12 protein-coding genes are annotated in these 15,024 nt (G+C 73.2%); 4 read left to right on the plus strand and 8 right to left on the minus strand.

All coding sequences use genetic code 11. From position 1 onward, the window contains the following. Positions 1-2 precede the first annotated feature (2 nt). The 7 genes from ACQP2Y_RS19360 to ACQP2Y_RS19390 form a co-directional block, all read right to left on the minus strand. A complete protein-coding gene (locus tag ACQP2Y_RS19360; RefSeq protein ID WP_433730165.1) occupies positions 3-1,241 on the minus strand; it encodes a protein kinase domain-containing protein in 1,239 nt (412 codons plus the stop codon). Positions 1,242-1,323: 82 nt separating this feature from the next. Next, positions 1,324-1,830 carry a hypothetical protein gene (locus ACQP2Y_RS19365; RefSeq protein ID WP_433730167.1) on the minus strand — a complete coding sequence of 169 codons (507 nt, stop codon included), beginning with the start codon at positions 1,828-1,830 and terminating at the stop codon, positions 1,324-1,326. After that, positions 1,827-2,198: a DUF805 domain-containing protein gene (locus tag ACQP2Y_RS19370; RefSeq protein ID WP_433730169.1), complete on the minus strand. Its 372-nt coding sequence runs from the start codon at positions 2,196-2,198 to the stop codon at positions 1,827-1,829. The genes ACQP2Y_RS19365 and ACQP2Y_RS19370 overlap by 4 nt, the downstream gene beginning before the upstream one ends. Positions 2,199-2,325: 127 nt before the next feature. Beyond that, entirely contained in the window at positions 2,326-2,952 is a 627-nt protein-coding gene (locus tag ACQP2Y_RS19375; RefSeq protein WP_433730171.1) for a hypothetical protein, read from the minus strand. Positions 2,953-3,081: 129 nt separating this feature from the next. Continuing rightward, complete coding sequence (locus ACQP2Y_RS19380; RefSeq protein ID WP_433730173.1) at positions 3,082-5,196, minus strand: iron ABC transporter permease; 2,115 nt, start codon at positions 5,194-5,196, stop codon at positions 3,082-3,084. A gap of 11 nt (positions 5,197-5,207) precedes the next feature. Further along, positions 5,208-6,197 carry an ABC transporter substrate-binding protein gene (locus ACQP2Y_RS19385; protein WP_433730175.1) on the minus strand — a complete coding sequence of 330 codons (990 nt, stop codon included), beginning with the start codon at positions 6,195-6,197 and terminating at the stop codon, positions 5,208-5,210. 31 nt (positions 6,198-6,228) lie between these two features. Further along, positions 6,229-7,053: an ABC transporter ATP-binding protein gene (locus ACQP2Y_RS19390; RefSeq protein ID WP_433730177.1), complete on the minus strand. Its 825-nt coding sequence runs from the start codon at positions 7,051-7,053 to the stop codon at positions 6,229-6,231. 63 nt (positions 7,054-7,116) lie between these two features. Between ACQP2Y_RS19390 and ACQP2Y_RS19395 the strand changes: the two genes are divergently transcribed. The 3 genes from ACQP2Y_RS19395 to ACQP2Y_RS19405 all read left to right on the plus strand — a co-directional run bounded on the left by ACQP2Y_RS19395 (position 7,117) and on the right by ACQP2Y_RS19405 (position 11,964). After that, positions 7,117-7,887 carry a siderophore-interacting protein gene (locus tag ACQP2Y_RS19395; RefSeq protein ID WP_433730179.1) on the plus strand — a complete coding sequence of 257 codons (771 nt, stop codon included), beginning with the start codon at positions 7,117-7,119 and terminating at the stop codon, positions 7,885-7,887. 49 nt (positions 7,888-7,936) lie between these two features. Next, positions 7,937-10,435: an NPCBM/NEW2 domain-containing protein gene (locus ACQP2Y_RS19400; protein WP_433730181.1), complete on the plus strand. Its 2,499-nt coding sequence runs from the start codon at positions 7,937-7,939 to the stop codon at positions 10,433-10,435. 101 nt (positions 10,436-10,536) lie between these two features. Continuing rightward, positions 10,537-11,964 (plus strand): amino acid permease, encoded by a 1,428-nt coding sequence (locus tag ACQP2Y_RS19405; protein ID WP_433730183.1) that lies wholly within the window; start codon positions 10,537-10,539, stop codon positions 11,962-11,964. Here ACQP2Y_RS19405 and ACQP2Y_RS19410 read toward each other — a convergent pair. Then, complete coding sequence (locus tag ACQP2Y_RS19410) at positions 11,948-12,430, minus strand: GrpB family protein (RefSeq protein WP_433730185.1); 483 nt, start codon at positions 12,428-12,430, stop codon at positions 11,948-11,950. The genes ACQP2Y_RS19405 and ACQP2Y_RS19410 overlap by 17 nt on opposite strands. A gap of 72 nt (positions 12,431-12,502) precedes the next feature. Here ACQP2Y_RS19410 and pepN point away from each other — a divergent pair, with 72 nt between their 5' ends. Beyond that, a complete protein-coding gene (gene pepN / locus ACQP2Y_RS19415; protein ID WP_433730187.1) occupies positions 12,503-14,953 on the plus strand; it encodes an aminopeptidase N in 2,451 nt (816 codons plus the stop codon). Positions 14,954-15,024 lie beyond the last annotated feature (71 nt).

The raw sequence follows: 15,024 nt of genomic DNA on the forward strand, positions 1-15,024 counted from the left end.
CCTCACTGCTTGCAGACAGCGCCGCGGATCGGCTCCGGTGCGGTGCTGTAGATGTCCACCCCGTTCGTGCCCTGCACCAGCAAGCAGTACTTCGCCACCGGATCGACCGGCACGGAGTAGCTGGTGGCGCGCTGCGCGAGGAACGTACGGGTGGAGCCGTCCTCGCCGGCCAGCAGGATCGCGAAGGACAGCGGCTCGCTGCTGCGCCAGGCCAGGTCGATCACGTCGCCGCGGTCGGTGAGGTCGGCCAGCTCCAGCCGCACGGCGGGCCGGCTGGGCTCCGGGGCCGCGGCCGGCGCGACACCCGGTGCCGCCGGTATGTCGAGGTCGTCGGGCTGGTTCAGCCGGAACAGCAACGCCGCGACGGCGACCAGGGCCAGCACGACCGCCGGGCCCCGGGCCGCCCGCAGGCGCGAGCGTCTGCGCGGGCCGAAGACCAGAAGCGGCCCACCGGCCGGCTGCGGCGCGATCGGCCCGCCGGCCGGCTGCGGCGTTACCGTCCCGTCCCCGGCTGCGGCGACCGCGCGGAGTCTCCCGGCGACGGCGGCCGCCCCCGCGGGCCGGTCGGCCGGGTTCTCGGCGAGCAGGGCGCCGACCACTTGGCCGAAGGCGGACGGCAGATCGTCCCGCTGCGGCGCGTCGGACGGGGGACTCCCGGTGAGGGCCAGGTGCAGCACCGCGCCGAGTCCGTAGAGGTCCGAGCGCTCGTCGACCGTGCCGTCGCGCACGGTCTCCGGCGCCCGGAACTCCGGGCTCGAGGCGGGGCCGGCCGGGAAGGCGCGGCGCAGAGTCGTCCCGAAGTCGGCCAGGACCGGCTCACCGTCGGCGCGGAACAGCACGTTGCCCGGCGTCACCGAGCCGTGCACGACCCCGGCCTCGTGCGCGGCCGTCAGGGCATCGGCCAGGGCGATGCCCAGCGCCACCGAGTCGGCGACGGACAGCGGCCCGAACGCGGCGACGAGTTCGGGCAGGGACTGGCTGCACAGTTCCATCCGCAGCCCGTGGCGGCCGTCGCCGAGCTCGACCACCCCGCGCGCGAGCAGGATCGGCGCGCGCTCGGCCGGCCCGGCCAGCGCGTGCAGCTCGGCGTCGAGACCGGCCCGGGTACGCCGGTCGAGCGGCCCCGGCAGCACCTTCACCGCGAAGGCCTCGCCGGTGGCACTGTCCACACCGGCCAGCACGTTGCCCACCGTGCCGTCGCCCAGCGGCACCAGCTCGCCGTCGGCGGGATCGGTCGTCATCGTCGTGTCCTCTTCGCCGCCGTCCGTGCCCGCCGCCCGGGTGCCTGACCGCATCGTAGAGCGGTGCGGCGCCCGCGGCCGATCAGGTGCCGTCGCCGGAGTACAGGGAGAATCCCTGCGTACCGGTGCCTTTGTGGTTGCCGGGGTCGTTCTTGGCCGGTGCGACCTTCACCACCGCGCCGGCCGGGCCGGTCTGCTGCACGGTGACGGTGAGCCCGTAGGCGAGCGCGAGGTTCCCCGTGCCGGTGATGGTCGCGTGCAGATCGTCGCCGTCCCGAACAGCGACGTCGATCTGCAGCTCGTTCGGCGCGGTGAAGGTGAGCAGCATGCCCTCGCAGGAGAACTTGCCGTCCAGGGCGAAGTCGCTCTGTTTCTTCACGAGGATCTGGCACCTGCCGTCCTCGCAGGCGCTCGCGTCGTCGCCGTCGGCCGCTGTGACGGTGGCCGGCGGTGCCGAAGACGGCGGCGCACTGGTCGCGGCGCTCGAACCGGAAGGGGTGGGAGCCGGCCCGGCGTCGCCGTCGGCGCAGGCCGACGAGGCGAGAAGGACGGCCGGCACGAGCAGCGTCAGGGCGCGTCCCCGGATCACACCGGCACCGCGGACAGGCGGCGGTCGGCCGGGGCGGGCCCGTGGCGGTTCGGCCCGGGCTCACCGGGCAGGACCAGGAAGACCAGCAACACGATGAAGCCGAAAGGCAGCAGGTTGATCAGTTGCAGCCAGCCGGAGTAGCCGACGTCGTGCAGGCGCCGCGCCACCAGGGCGGTCACCGGCACGACCGTGGCGAAGTAGTAGACGATCAGGACGTACATGAGCCAGTCGGCGACCGCCACGCTCAGCGTCGCCAGCGCGACCACGATGACGGCGTGCACGAGCACGAACATCCAGTACTCGATGCGGGGGGCCCGGCCCCGGTAGTCGGCGTACCGGCGCAGTGCCGAGAGGTAGTAGCGGTGCATGGCGGCCTCCCCGGACGTTCTTCCGCCCGCTCGGGCGGCACCGGGAACGCTAGGGCCGGGCCGGCCGCCCCCGGGGCCGGTGGCCGGATGCGGCCACCTGCCCCGGCCGCCGCGGCCGGCGTCAGGATCAGCCGACGCCCTGCTGGGCACCCTTCTCCACGTGGACACCGGCGCCGAAGTCGACCATGGCGTCCTGGCTCAGCCCGATGCCGTCCCAGAACTGGATCAGCAGGTATGTGCCCGAGGGCTGCTCCACCCACAGCGTCCGGCCGTCGGTGTTGTCCGTCCCCTTGACCAGCACACCCTTGCGGTCACCGACCTTGACGGCCTCGCCCGCGGGCGCCCCCTTCTGGTCCTTGGACTGCAGCATCACGGCGATCTTGCCGACGAAGCTGCGCGGGTCCTGCAGCGGGTTGGTGGACGGGTCGACCTTCGGCCCGCCGGCCGCACTGCGGGGCGCGAGCACGATGCTGGAGGCGTCGTCGGCCTGCACGAACCAGCCGTCCGGCACCTTGTCCAGGCTGAAACCCTTGGGCTGCTTGCCGGTGTAGGACACGAGCTGGGTGGCCGCGGCGGCGACGGCGGGCCGGCCGGCGGGCTGCTGCGCCTGCCCGGCGGGGCCCGTACCGCCGCCGGCGAAGGAGAACGCGGCCACGATCGCGGCGACGGCGAAGGCGGAACCGCCGACGGCCAGCGCGGTGCGGCGGTGGCGCGGCGCCGTACCGGCGGGGTCGGACTGGGGGTGCAGATCCATGGTGAGGTCACTCCTGGAGGGAATGGCTGCGCGGACCGGGCCGGTCCGCACAGGCGATCGAGTCGCACCCCCCAGACGGATGCGCGCACGGCGGGGTTGCACGCGCGGGCGACCGGTTCGGGGCGGATCTCAGCGGCTCCGCCAGAGCAACCAGACGAAGTACGGCGCGCCGATCAGGGCGGTGACCAGACCGGCGGCCAGTTGCGCCGGGGCGATCACGGTACGGCCCAGCGTGTCGGCCACGCTCACCAGCAGCGCACCGAGCAGCACCGCCACCGGCAGCACCCGGGAGTGCCGGGCCCCGACCAGCGCCCGGGCGGCGTGCGGCGCGACGAGACCGACGAACGCCAGCGCCCCGACCGCGCACGCCGCGGCCGCGGTGAGGACGGCCGCGAGAGTCAGGTAGGCCGGCCGGGCCCGGCTCAGCGGGATGCCGAGCACTCGCGGCACGTCCTCGTCGAGCGCGACCAGGTCGAGCGTCCGGGCCGCGGACAGCGCCAGCGGCAGGGCCACCAGCAGCGCCAGCGCCGCCGGCAGGAGCTGGTCGGCGTCGCGGCCGTAGGTGGAGCCGGCGAGCCACATCAGGGCCAGGTTGACGTTCCAGGGGGACACGAGCACGACCACCAGCGTGGTGATCGCCGCGGCGCCCGCACTCACCCCGACGCCGATCAGCACGATCCGGTCCGACGACGGCCCGCGCCCGGCCGCGAGCCGGTAGACCAGGGCGAACGTGGCCAGCGCGGCCACCGTCGCGGCGCCCATGATCGGCCAGACGCCGATGCCGGGCAGCACGAGCACGACGACGATGGCGCCGACGCTCGCGCCCGGGGTGACGCCGAGCAGACTCGGCTCGGCCAGCGGGTTGCGGCACACCGCCTGCACGACCGTGCCCGCGAGGGCCAGGGCCGCGCCGCCGAGCAGCGCCGCGCCGGCCCGCGGCCAGCGCTGGTCGAGCACGAAGGACACCTCGCGGCCTGCGGTGCCGCGCCACCAGTTCATGACGTCGCCGAGCAGCACCAGCCGGTCACCGAGCAGCAGTGCGCCGACGGCCGCGGCGACCAGCGCGACCCCGAGCACGGTGCTGACGCCGATGACCCAGCGCCGCGACCGCACGGTGCCGTGGGCGCCACGGGCCTGCGTGGCGGCCGGTCCGCCGTCGCGCAGCCGCCGGGCCAGCCAGACCAGCAGCACCGCTCCGGCCAGCGTGGTCACGACGCCGGTCGGCACGGAGATGGCCACGTCCGCGGCGACGAAGGCCCGGATGAGCACGTCGGCGGCCACGATGACCAGGGCGCCGACCGTCGCCGCCAGGGGGAGCAGCAGCAGGTGCCGGCCCAGACCCGGCACCCGGCGGGCCACCAGGCGGGCGATCACCGGCGCGGACAGGCCGACGAAGCCGATCGGCCCGGTGACAGTCACGGCGATCGCCGCGAGCAGCACCGCCAGCAGGACCGCGAAAAGCCGGGTACGGCGCACGTCGACGCCCAGCACCCGGGCCGGGTCGTCGCCGAGCCCGAGCACGTCGAGGCGGTGCGCCAGCAGCAGCGTGCCCAGCACCCCGGCCGCCACGACCGGCGCAGCCGTGGTGACCTGGTGCGCGCCCGACTGCACGGTGGTGCCGCTGCCCCAGGCGAACAGGCCGACGGTGTTCTGCTGGAACAGCATGAGCAGCACCGAGGTGAGCGCGTTGAGGGCGAGCGCGATCGCGGATCCGGCCAGGACCAGCCGCGCGGGCCCGCCGGCCCCGCCGCGCGACACGAGCAGGACCAGCCCCGCCGCGGCGAGACCGCCGAGGAACGCGACCAGTCCGCTGACCACGAACGGCAGCGAGACGCCGAACGCCGCGACCGCCACCACCGACACGTACGCGCCCGCGTTGACGCCGAGCGTGTCCGGGGCCGCGAGCGGGTTGCGGGCCACCGACTGCAGCGTGGCGCCGGCCATCCCGATCGCCACGCCGGCGAGCAGTGCCGCCAGCAGCCGGGGGATCCGGCTGGCGAGCAGCACAGCCACGGCCTCGCCGCGGGTGCCGTCCTCGTGCGCCCAGGGCAGCACGGCGCGCAGGAGCTCCCCGATGCTCAGCTCGGCAGTGCCCTGGGTGAGGTGCACAGTGGACAGCACGAGCAGCAGCGCGCCGGCGAGGGCGAAGACGCCGGCCGCGCGGAGCCGGGAGCGGGCGGGCGCGCCGCCCTCCGGTGCGGTGGTGACCGCGGGGGAGGACGGCGCGTGCGTCGTGTCGGTCACGGCGTAACCGGTCAGGCGCCGGTCAGCGCGGTGATGAGCGCGTCGATGTAGGCCTGGGCGGACGGCGGCCCGCCGAACATCCAGATGCCGTCCGGGAGGCGGTGCAGGTTGCTCTCCTTGACGAAGGGCAGCTGCTTCCACACGGCGTTGCCGGTGAGCGCGGCGACGAACTCGTCACCGCCGTCGGCCTTGTTGGCCACGTACACGAAGGAGGTGGCCGGGTCCTTGATCTTCGTCAGGCCCTCGATGTCGGTCTGCGCGAGGCCGTAGTCCTTGTCACCGCCGGTGGTCCACTGGTTCTTGAGCCCGAGCTCGGCGGCGACCCCGCCGAAGAAGGACGTCGGCGTGAACAGCCGCAGGGACACGGTGCCCGAGTCGATCCAGCCGTCGGCCATGGTGAACGGCGCACCGGCCTTGCCGGCTTGCGCGAGCTTCGCCTTGCCTGCGGCGACGTACGCGTCGAACTCCTGCAGCAGCTGCGCGCCCCTGGCCTGGGTGCCGGTGGCCTGGGCCAGCACGGTCACGGTACGCCGCATGTAGCCGATCGGGTCGGTCCCGTCGGAGCCGCGCAGGGTGAGCACGGGTGCCTGCTTGGCGATCTGCGCGATGACGTTCTCCGGCAGGTCGGTCGTGGTGACCACCAGGTCCGGGCGCAGCGCGGCGATGGCGTCCAGGCTCGGCTCACCGCGGGTGCCGACGTCAGGCGTCGACGCGTCGATCGGCGCGACGGTGTTGTAGTTGTTGTAGCCCTTGACGTCGGCCTGGCCGATCGGCTTGACGCCCAGGGCGACGAGGTTCTCCGACAGGCCCCACTCCAGCGACACGATGCTGCGGGCGGCCGCGTCGAGGTGCACCGGCCCCCGCTCGTCGGTGAGGTCCACCGGACCCGACGAGGTGGCCGGGCCGGGGCTGCCGGCGGCGTCGACGGCGTCCTCCGTGGTGCCGCAGGCGGCGAGGAAAAGGGCGGTCATCGCGACGGCGAGTGCGCGGATGGCGGGCATGGTTGTCCTTCTGATCGGGTGGAATGGTCGGTCAGGTCGGGCGGGCGGGGCGGTGGGTGTGCCGGCCGACGGGCTGGGTGCGGACCCGTCCGGCCTCGTCGACGTGCACGTCGATGCGCAGGCCGTAGACGTCGGTGAGCAGTTCCGTGGTGAGCACCTCGGCCGGGCGTCCGGCCGCCCGGACCACGCCGCCGTGCAGCAGCACGACGTGGTCGGCGACGGCGGCGGCCTGGTCGAGGTCGTGCAGCACGACGCCGACGGCGACGCCGTGGTCGTCGGCGAGCTCGCGGACGATGTCGAGGATCTCCACCTGGTAGCGCAGGTCGAGGAACGTGGTGGGCTCGTCGAGCAGGACCACGCCGGTGTCCTGGGCCAGGCAGGTGGCCAGCCAGACCCGCTGCAGCTCGCCGCCGGACAGCTCGTCCACCGGGCGGTCGGCCATGGCCGCGACGCCGGTCAGGCCCATGGCCCGCGCGACGATGTCCGGCCCGTCGGCGTCCCCGGCACCGAAGCGACCCCGGTACGGGTGCCGCCCGTAGGCGACCACATCGCGCACCAGGACGCCGCCGGGGGTGGGGTGGGACTGGGTGAGCAGCGTGACGCGGCGGGCGAAGTCGCGGGGCCGCAGAGCGAGGGCGTCCTGCCCGGCGTCGAGCCGGACCGTGCCGCGGTCGGGCTTGTGCAGGCGGGCCAGGCAGCGCAGCAGCGTCGACTTGCCGGAGCCGTTCGGCCCGACCAGGGCGACCACCGTGCCGGCGCGCAGCTCGAGGCCCGCGTCGTGCACCACCGTCCGGCTGTCGTAGGCGAGGGTGAGCGCGGCGCCCGCCAGCACGGCGGACGGTGGGGTGCTCGTCATAAGGTTAGGCTAGCCTAACTACGATCTTGAAGGAAAGCCGGACCCCCTGACGAAAGGCTGCTCATGCCCGCTGTCCTCCTGGCCGAAGTCGTGGCCGTCCGCCCGCTCAGCCCGCACGCCGTGGCCGTCACGTTCGACGGGCCGGAGCTGTCCCGCCTCGCCTACAGCGGCGCCGACCAGCGCATCAAGCTGCTGTTCGCCCGGGACGGCCAGCCGGCGCCGGTGCTGCCGGCGGCCGACGACTGGTACGGCTCGTATCAGGCCATGCCGGCGGAGGTGCGCCCGGTCATGCGCACGTACACCGTGCGGTCGCAGGATCCGCGCAGTGGCCGGGTCGACGTCGAGTTCATCCTGCACGGCGACACCGGACCGGCCTCGGCGTGGGCCTCGGCGGCCCGGCCCGGGGATCTGCTGGGCATCATCGCGGCCACCGCCGAGGACGACGGCGCCCAGGCCCGCCCGTACGCGCCCGGCGACGCGGACTGGCAACTGCTGGTGGGGGACGCGACCGCGCTGCCGGCCATCGCCTCCATCCTCGAGCAGCTGGACGCCGGCGCGTGCGCGCGGGTGTTCGTCCAGGTGCCGTCGCCGCAGGACATCCGAGAGCTGGCCACGCCCGCCGCCGACGTGCAGATCACCTGGCTGACCGGCGTCGCGCCGGCCGAGGCGGTACGAGACGCGGAGCTGCCCACGGGCAAGCCGTACGCGTGGGTGGCGGGTGAGACCGCGATGGTGCGTGCGCTGCGCCGCCACCTCGTGGGCGATCGGGGCCTCGACGCCCGGGCGCATTACTTCGGCGGCTATTGGCGGTCGGGCGTCGCTGAGGACGCTTGACCGGTTCAGTTTCATTGACGTTCATCGCTCTATGGGCCTACCGTGCGTGGTGTCGGTGGAAACCCTGGAGGTCGCCATGCACAGCCGGTTCCGCTCCCTGCGTACCCTCGCCGCGGTGCTGGTCCTGGCCGCTCCCGCCGGTGTGGTCGCGACCGCCCCGGCGGCCTCGGCCTCGGCGGATTCACGCGCCGCCACGCTGGTTCCCACTCCTCCCATGGGTTTCAACGACTGGAACGCTTTCGGTTGCGAGGTCGACGAGGAGCTGATCCGGGAGACCGCCGACAAGATGGTCGCCTCCGGCCTCGCCGCGGCTGGGTACGAGTACGTCAACATCGACGACTGCTGGTCACAGAAATCCCGGGACGCGGACGGCCGACTGGTACCTGATCCGGTTAAGTTCCCGAACGGGATAGCCGGGATTGCCGACTATATCCACGGCAAGGGCCTCAAGCTCGGCATCTACGGCGACGCCGGCACGCTGACCTGTGCCGGCTATCCCGGCAGCCTCGGGCACGAGGAGCTGGACGCGCGCACCTGGGCCGAGTGGGGCGTCGACTACCTCAAGTACGACAACTGCAACAACCAGTCCGACGGCTCGCAGGCCGACTACATCCGGCGGTACACCGCGATGCGCCAGGCCCTCGACCAGGCGGGCCGGCCGATCGTCTACTCCATCTGCGAGTGGGGCTCGTCGCGGCCGTGGGAGTGGGCCCGGGGCGTGGGTGACCTGTGGCGTACCACCGGGGACATCAGCGACAACTGGGAGAGCCTGCGTTCGATCATCGCGCAGAACGCGCCGCTGTACCCGTACGCGGGTCCGGGGCACTGGAACGACCCCGACATGCTGGAGATCGGCAACGGCGGCATGACCGACACCGAGTACCGCACCCACATGAGCACCTGGGCGATGATGGCCGCACCGCTGATCATCGGCACCGACCTGCGGACCGCCTCGGCGCAGACCCTGGCCATCCTCGGCAACCGCGACATCATCGCCATCGACCAGGACCCGCTCGGCCGGCAGGCCACGGTGGTGTCCGACCGCGACGGGCTGATGGTGCTGGACAAGCCGCTGGCCGGCGGCGACCACGCGATCGCGCTGTACAACTCGACCGACCACCTCGCCACCGTGGGTGTCGCGGCCGCCGACACCGGGCTGGACCCGGCCCGCGGATACCGGCTGAAGGACGTGTGGACCGGCCGGACCGCCGAGGCCGCCACCACCATCGAGGCGGCGGTCCCCGCGCACGGCACCGTCGTCTACCGCGTCCGGGCCCGGCAGAGCCACGAGAGCGTCCCGCCGGCCGTGACCGTGGACGCCACGCTGCCGACGGTCGTCCCGGGTGCGGACTCCACCGCCGCGCTCACGACCACGGTGACCGACCGGGGCGCCCAGCCCCTGCAGCGCGTCCGCGTCACCGTCGAGGCGCCGGCCGGCTGGGTGGTCGCGCCGACCGGCGCGGACCGGCGCCCGCGGCTGGGCACCGACCAGGCCCTGAAGACCACCTGGACGGTACGGGCCCCGGACGACACCGCCGCGGGCGACCATCCGCTCACGGTGACCGCCCACTACCGGTGGGGCCGGCGGACCACCACGACCTCCAGCGTGCTCGTCGCCACGGTCGTGACCCCTCCGCCAGCGGGCCGGCGCGCGCTGAGCAAGGTCCTGGCCTACTCCACCGCGAACGGCCTGGGCCCGGTCGAACTCGACCAGAGCAACGGCGGCGCCGGGATCGGTGACGGCAACCTGATCACCATCGGCGGGCGCTACTTCAATCGGGGCATCGGCACCGCGGCACCGAGCGAGATCGTCTATTACCTCGGTGGCGACTGCACCCGGCTCGTCACCCAGGCCGGCGTCGACGACGAGGCGCCCGCGTCCGACCCGGCGACCTTCACCGTCTACGCCGACGACACCGTGGCGGCCACCAGCGGTCCGGTGAGCTCCGGGGCGGCACCGGTGACGCTGGACGCGGACCTCACCGGCGTCCGGTGGCTGCGCCTGGTCACCAGCGGGACGGCCGGCACCCGTACCGACTGGGCGGATCCGGTGCTGACCTGTGGTGACGCCGGCCCCGGCGACCCGGTGCTGCCGCTGCGGCAGACCATCTTCTCCTTCGAGGACGGCACCGACGGCTTCACCATCGCCAACCCCGGCACCGGGGGCGCCGTGACGCAGTCGCCCACGTTCCACACCGACGGGACCTCCGGCCTGCGGGTCGAGACCCCGGTGCCGGGCAACTGGTTCGGTGCCCCGGTGCCCGCGTCGCTGGACCTGAGCGGGCGGTCCGGGCTCGCGTTCGACATGCGGACCGAGGACGTGGGCAGCGTCGGCGAGATCGCCGTGCAGGTCGGTGACGCCATGACGTGGTGCCAGGCCGGACGCTGGGCGTGGACGAACCCGCACTCCAGCCGGACGGTCACCGAGTCCTTCGACGACATCGAGTGCCCCTCCGGCGTCACCCTCGACGTCAGCCAGATCCGGGTGGTGTGGATCTTCCTCAACACCGGGGGAGTCGTCCACATCGACCACGTCCGCGCCGAATGACATCTACTCCCGTGGATGCTTTTTGATCGGCGACGTGGTACTCCGGTTTCAGTGGCGGCCCATCGGGGGGACGCCGTGGCGTACTCCACGAGGAGGTGGCCATGACAGCGACACCGGAGTTCGGCCGCGGATCGGGAATCTTCCGCCGCAAGCCGGTCGAGGAGATCGAGGACGACCGGGAGACCGGCCTGTCCCGCACGCTCGGACTGTGGCAGCTGACCGCCATCGGGGTCGGCGGCATCATCGGCGCCGGCATCTTCGCGCTGGCCGGCGCGGTGGCGAACGAGACAGCCGGGCCCGCCGTGCTGATCTCGTTCCTGATAGCGGGCATCGCCAGCGCCGCCGCCGCGCTGTCGTACGCGGAGTTCGCCGGCATGATCCCCAAGGCGGGCTCGGCCTACACGTACGGCTACGTCGTGCTCGGCGAGATCGTCGGCTGGTTCATCGGCTGGGACCTGCTGCTGGAGTACATAGCGATCGTGGCGGTGGTGGCGATCGGCATCTCCGGCTACTTCGCCTTCCTGATGGGCGAGCTCGGCGTGGACCTGCCGGCCTGGATGCTGGGGGCGCCCGGCAGCGGCGACGGGCACGTGGTCGACCTGTTCGCCGTGGTGCTGTGCCTGCTGATCGCGTTCCTGCTCAACCGGGGGATCAAGGCGGCGGCCCGGTTCGAGACCGGCGTGGTCGTGCTCAAGGTGATCGTGGTGCTGCTGGTCATCGTGGTCGGTTTCTTCTACATCAAGTCCGAGAACTACCGGCCGTTCTTCCCGTTCGGCGTCAGCGGCGCGATCACCGGCGCCGCCACGGTCTTCTTCGCCGTCTTCGGCTACGACGCGATGAGCACGGCCGCCGAGGAGTCCCGCGACGCCAAGAAGCACCTGCCCAAGGCGATCATCTACTCGCTGGCCGTCTCGATGGTCCTGTACGTGCTGGCCACCCTGGTGCTCACCGGCATGCAGAACTACCGCGAGATCGACCCGGAGAGCGGCTTCTCCACCGCGTTCGACTCGGTCGGGCTGTCCGGGCTGGCCGACGTCATCGCGGTCGGCGCGATCATCGGCATCCTCACCGTCATGTTCACCTTCATGCTCGGCGTGACCCGCGTCTGGTACGCCATGAGCCGCGACGGCCTGCTGCCGGCCTGGTTCGCCAAGGTGCACCCGGTGCGCCGGGTGCCCAGCCGGGTCACCTGGATCGCCGGCGTGGCCTCCGCGATCATCGCCGGGCTCCTGCCCATCCGGGAGGCGGCCGAGCTGACCAACATCGGCATCCTGCTGGCCTTCGTCGTCGTCTGCGTGGCGGTGATCGTGCTGCGCTACCGGCGCCCGGAGCTGCCGCGCTCGTTCCGGCTGCCCGGCATGCCGGTCATCCCGGCGCTCGGCGTGGTCTTCTCCCTCTGGCTGATCACTTTCCTCACCCCGACCACCTGGCTGCGCTTCGCGGTGTGGTTCGTGATCGGCATGATCGTCTACTTCGGCTACAGCCGCCGGCACTCCAAGCTCAACGAGCGTGTCACCGAAGGTCCATGAGCATGTCGAAGAAGGCGGACTTGCGCTGCTCGTACTCCTCGGGGCGGTCCCGGTGCCGCAGCTTCATGGCGTTGTAGGCGTCGACCAGGGCGGGATCCGCCGCGAGCAGCTGCCACCCGCGGCGGAACCGGGTGTCGTGCTCGGAGCCGACCGGCGTCACCGCGACGCCGGTCGGCAACGGCGCGTCCGGGACCTCGAACGTCGCCAGCGACTCCTGCCAGATCTCCGGATGCACCACCGCGTAGATCTCCCGCAGGGCGGCGACCGCCGGGCCGAACCCCGCCGCGGGCACCCGCAGGTGCAGGTCGACGTCGCCCTTGGTCAGGGCGGCGGGCACGGAACTGCCGCCGACCAGGGCCAGCTCGTGCTCGCCCAGCCGATCCGCCAGGCGGGACCGCTCGTGGGCGAGGATCTCGCGCGCGGTGCCGATGAACTCGCTGCCCGGCCGCAGCTCCGGTATCTCCACCGGACCGATCCTGCCGCATCCCCTCGACCGGCGCGGTGCTCCTACCATCGGGGGGATCCTGGAGGAGGACCATTGCCGACCCGCAGCCTGACCCAGACCGAGGCCGAGACCCGCGCCGCCCTGCTCTCGGTCGACCGGTACGACATCGCCGTCGACCTGACCGACCTGCCGACCGGGCCGCACGTGCGGTCCGTGTCCACGGTGACCTTCACCTGCCGGGAGCCCGGCGCCCGGACCTTCGTCGACTGTGCCGCCGAGGTGGTGGGCGCCACGCTCAACGACCGGCCGCTCGGTCCCGCCGCCGACGGCCGGATCGAGCTGGACGGGCTCGCCGCCCGCAACGTCCTGCGGGTGGAGAGCGTGCAGGCCGACACCACCGAGGGTGAGGGCGTGCACAAGGCCGTCGACCCGGCCGACGGCGAGGTGTACGTCTGGATGTCCTTCGAGCCGGACGAGGCCCGGTACGTGTGGGCGTGCTTCGACCAGCCCGATCTCAAGGCGCCGCACGCGTTCACCGTCACCGCCCCGGCCGGCTGGACCGTGACCAGCAACTCCGGCTCCGGCAACGCCCGGGTGCGGGAGCTGGGCGACGCCCGCACCTGGACGTTCCCCGACACCCCGGCGCTCTCGCCCTACAACACCGTCATCAACGCCGGCCCGCTGTACGAGATCCGGCGCGAGGTCGACGGCCGTGACCTGGGCCTGTTCACCCGGCGGTCGCTCGCCGCGGTGCTGGACCGCGATGCCGACGAGATGTTCACGCTGACCAGCCAGGGCCTGGCCTTCTACGGCCGGGTCTTCGGGATGCCGTTCCCGCAGCGCACCTACGACCAGGTGTTCATGCCCGAGTTCGGCGGGGCGATGGAGAACTATGGCTGCGTCACCTGGTCGGACGTCTTCCTGCGGCGCAGCACGCCGACGCCGGCCGAACGAGGGCTGCTCGCCCGGGTGCTGCTGCACGAGATGGCGCACATGTGGTTCGGCAACATCGTCACCATGCGCTGGTGGGACGACCTCTGGCTCAACGAGGCGTTCGCCGAGTTCGCGTGCCACTGGGCCGCGGTGAGCGCCACGGCGTACACGGACGCCTGGGCGGCGCATCTCGCGGCGGAGAAGCTCACCGCGTACGTCGCCGACCAGGGCCCGACCTCACACCCGATCAGCCTGCCGATCCGCGACGTCGCGCAGGCGGCGTCGATCTTCGACGCGATCACCTACCCCAAGGGTGCCTCGGTCCTGCAGCAGCTCATGACCTATGTCGGCGAGGACAACTTCGCCGCCGGCATGACCGCCTACTTCGCGCAGCACGCCTGGGGCAACACCACCCTGCAGGACCTGATCGACGCGCTGGGCGCGGCCGGTGGGCGTGACCTGAACGCCTGGCGCCGCGGCTGGCTGGAGACGGCCGGGACCGACCGGCTCACCCTGGAGACGGACGGCGACGACGTGGTGCTGGTGGGCCGCGGGCCCGCGGGCGACCCGCGACCGCAGGTGGTGGGCGTGGGTGCGTACCGCCGCGACGGAGACCGGCTGGCACGGACCGCGCTGGTCCGGGTCGAGGTGCAGGGTCCGCGTACGCCGGTGGCGGTGCCCGCCGGGGCCGACTTCCTGCTGGTCAACGACGACGACCTGACGTTCGCGACGACCCGGCCGGCCGCCGGTGACACCGCCGGGCTGCTGGCCGCGGCGCCCGCCCTGCCGACCGCCGTCTCGCGCGGCGTGGCCGTGGCCACGGTCTACGACATGCTGATCGCGGGCGAGATCGCCGCCCGCGAGGCGGCGCGCTGTGTGCTGGACGTGCTGCGCGTGGAGACCTCGGACGCGGTGATCGAGCCCTATCTGACGATGGCCGGCACCATCGCGGAGTCGTGGTCGCCGGAGGCCGAGCGGGCCGAGCTCACCGCCGCGGTCGCCGCCGTCTGCCGCGAGCTGGCCGACCAGGACGGCCGCCGCCAGGTGGCGCTGCGGGCGTTCGCCCGGTCGGCCGGCGACCTGGACGACGTGGCGTGGCTGCAGGAGCAGGCCGGTGACGACGTGGACCTGCGGTGGCACGCGCTGGTGCGCAAGGCCGAACTGGGCGGGCCGACCGCCGGCGAGGTCGACGACCTGCTCAAGCGGGACCCGGACCCGGACGCGCAGCGGCGTGCTCTGGCCGTACGGGCCGCCGCCCCGGACCCGGGCGAGAAGGCGGCGGTGTGGCAGACGCTGGCCGTCGACCGTTCGGTGCCGGTCGGCTCGTTCGGTCCGGTCGCCGCGGCGTTCTGGGTTCCCGGCCAGGACGAGCTGCTGGCGCCGTACGCGGAGAAGTACCTGGAGCTGCTGCCCGGCCTGGACCGGGGCGGCATGATCCTGGCCATGGCCTACACCGGCCGGCTGTTCCCCCGCTTCGGTGTCGACGAGGCGTTCCTCGACCGTGCGGAGGAGGCGGCCACGCGGGTCGCCCCGGTGGTCGGCAAGACGCTGCGGGAGCGCTCCGACCTGGTCCGCCGGATGCTGCGTTCCCGGGCGAACGGGAGCCGCTGACCGGCGGCGAGGAGCAGCGGATCGCCCCGGGCCGGCACGGTGCCCGGGGCGATCAGCGTTTGCATTCGGTT

It is taken from the genome of Actinoplanes sp. CA-051413, assembly GCF_050955795.1.
Taxonomy (GTDB): Bacteria; Actinomycetota; Actinomycetes; order Mycobacteriales; family Micromonosporaceae; genus Actinoplanes.

Bases quoted from the DNA above. Each gene is read 5' to 3' on its own strand.
- ACQP2Y_RS19360 (WP_433730165.1), bottom strand. From the start codon at position 1,241: ATGACGACCGATCCCGCCGACGGCGAGCTGGTGCCGCTGGGCGACGGC.
- ACQP2Y_RS19370 (WP_433730169.1), bottom strand. From the start codon at position 2,198: ATGCACCGCTACTACCTCTCGGCACTGCGCCGGTACGCCGACTACCGG.
- ACQP2Y_RS19375 (WP_433730171.1), bottom strand. From the start codon at position 2,952: ATGGATCTGCACCCCCAGTCCGACCCCGCCGGTACGGCGCCGCGCCAC.
- ACQP2Y_RS19385 (WP_433730175.1), bottom strand. From the start codon at position 6,197: ATGCCCGCCATCCGCGCACTCGCCGTCGCGATGACCGCCCTTTTCCTC.
- ACQP2Y_RS19390 (WP_433730177.1), bottom strand. From the start codon at position 7,053: ATGACGAGCACCCCACCGTCCGCCGTGCTGGCGGGCGCCGCGCTCACC.
- ACQP2Y_RS19395 (WP_433730179.1), top strand. From the start codon at position 7,117: ATGCCCGCTGTCCTCCTGGCCGAAGTCGTGGCCGTCCGCCCGCTCAGC.
- ACQP2Y_RS19405 (WP_433730183.1), top strand. From the start codon at position 10,537: ATGACAGCGACACCGGAGTTCGGCCGCGGATCGGGAATCTTCCGCCGC.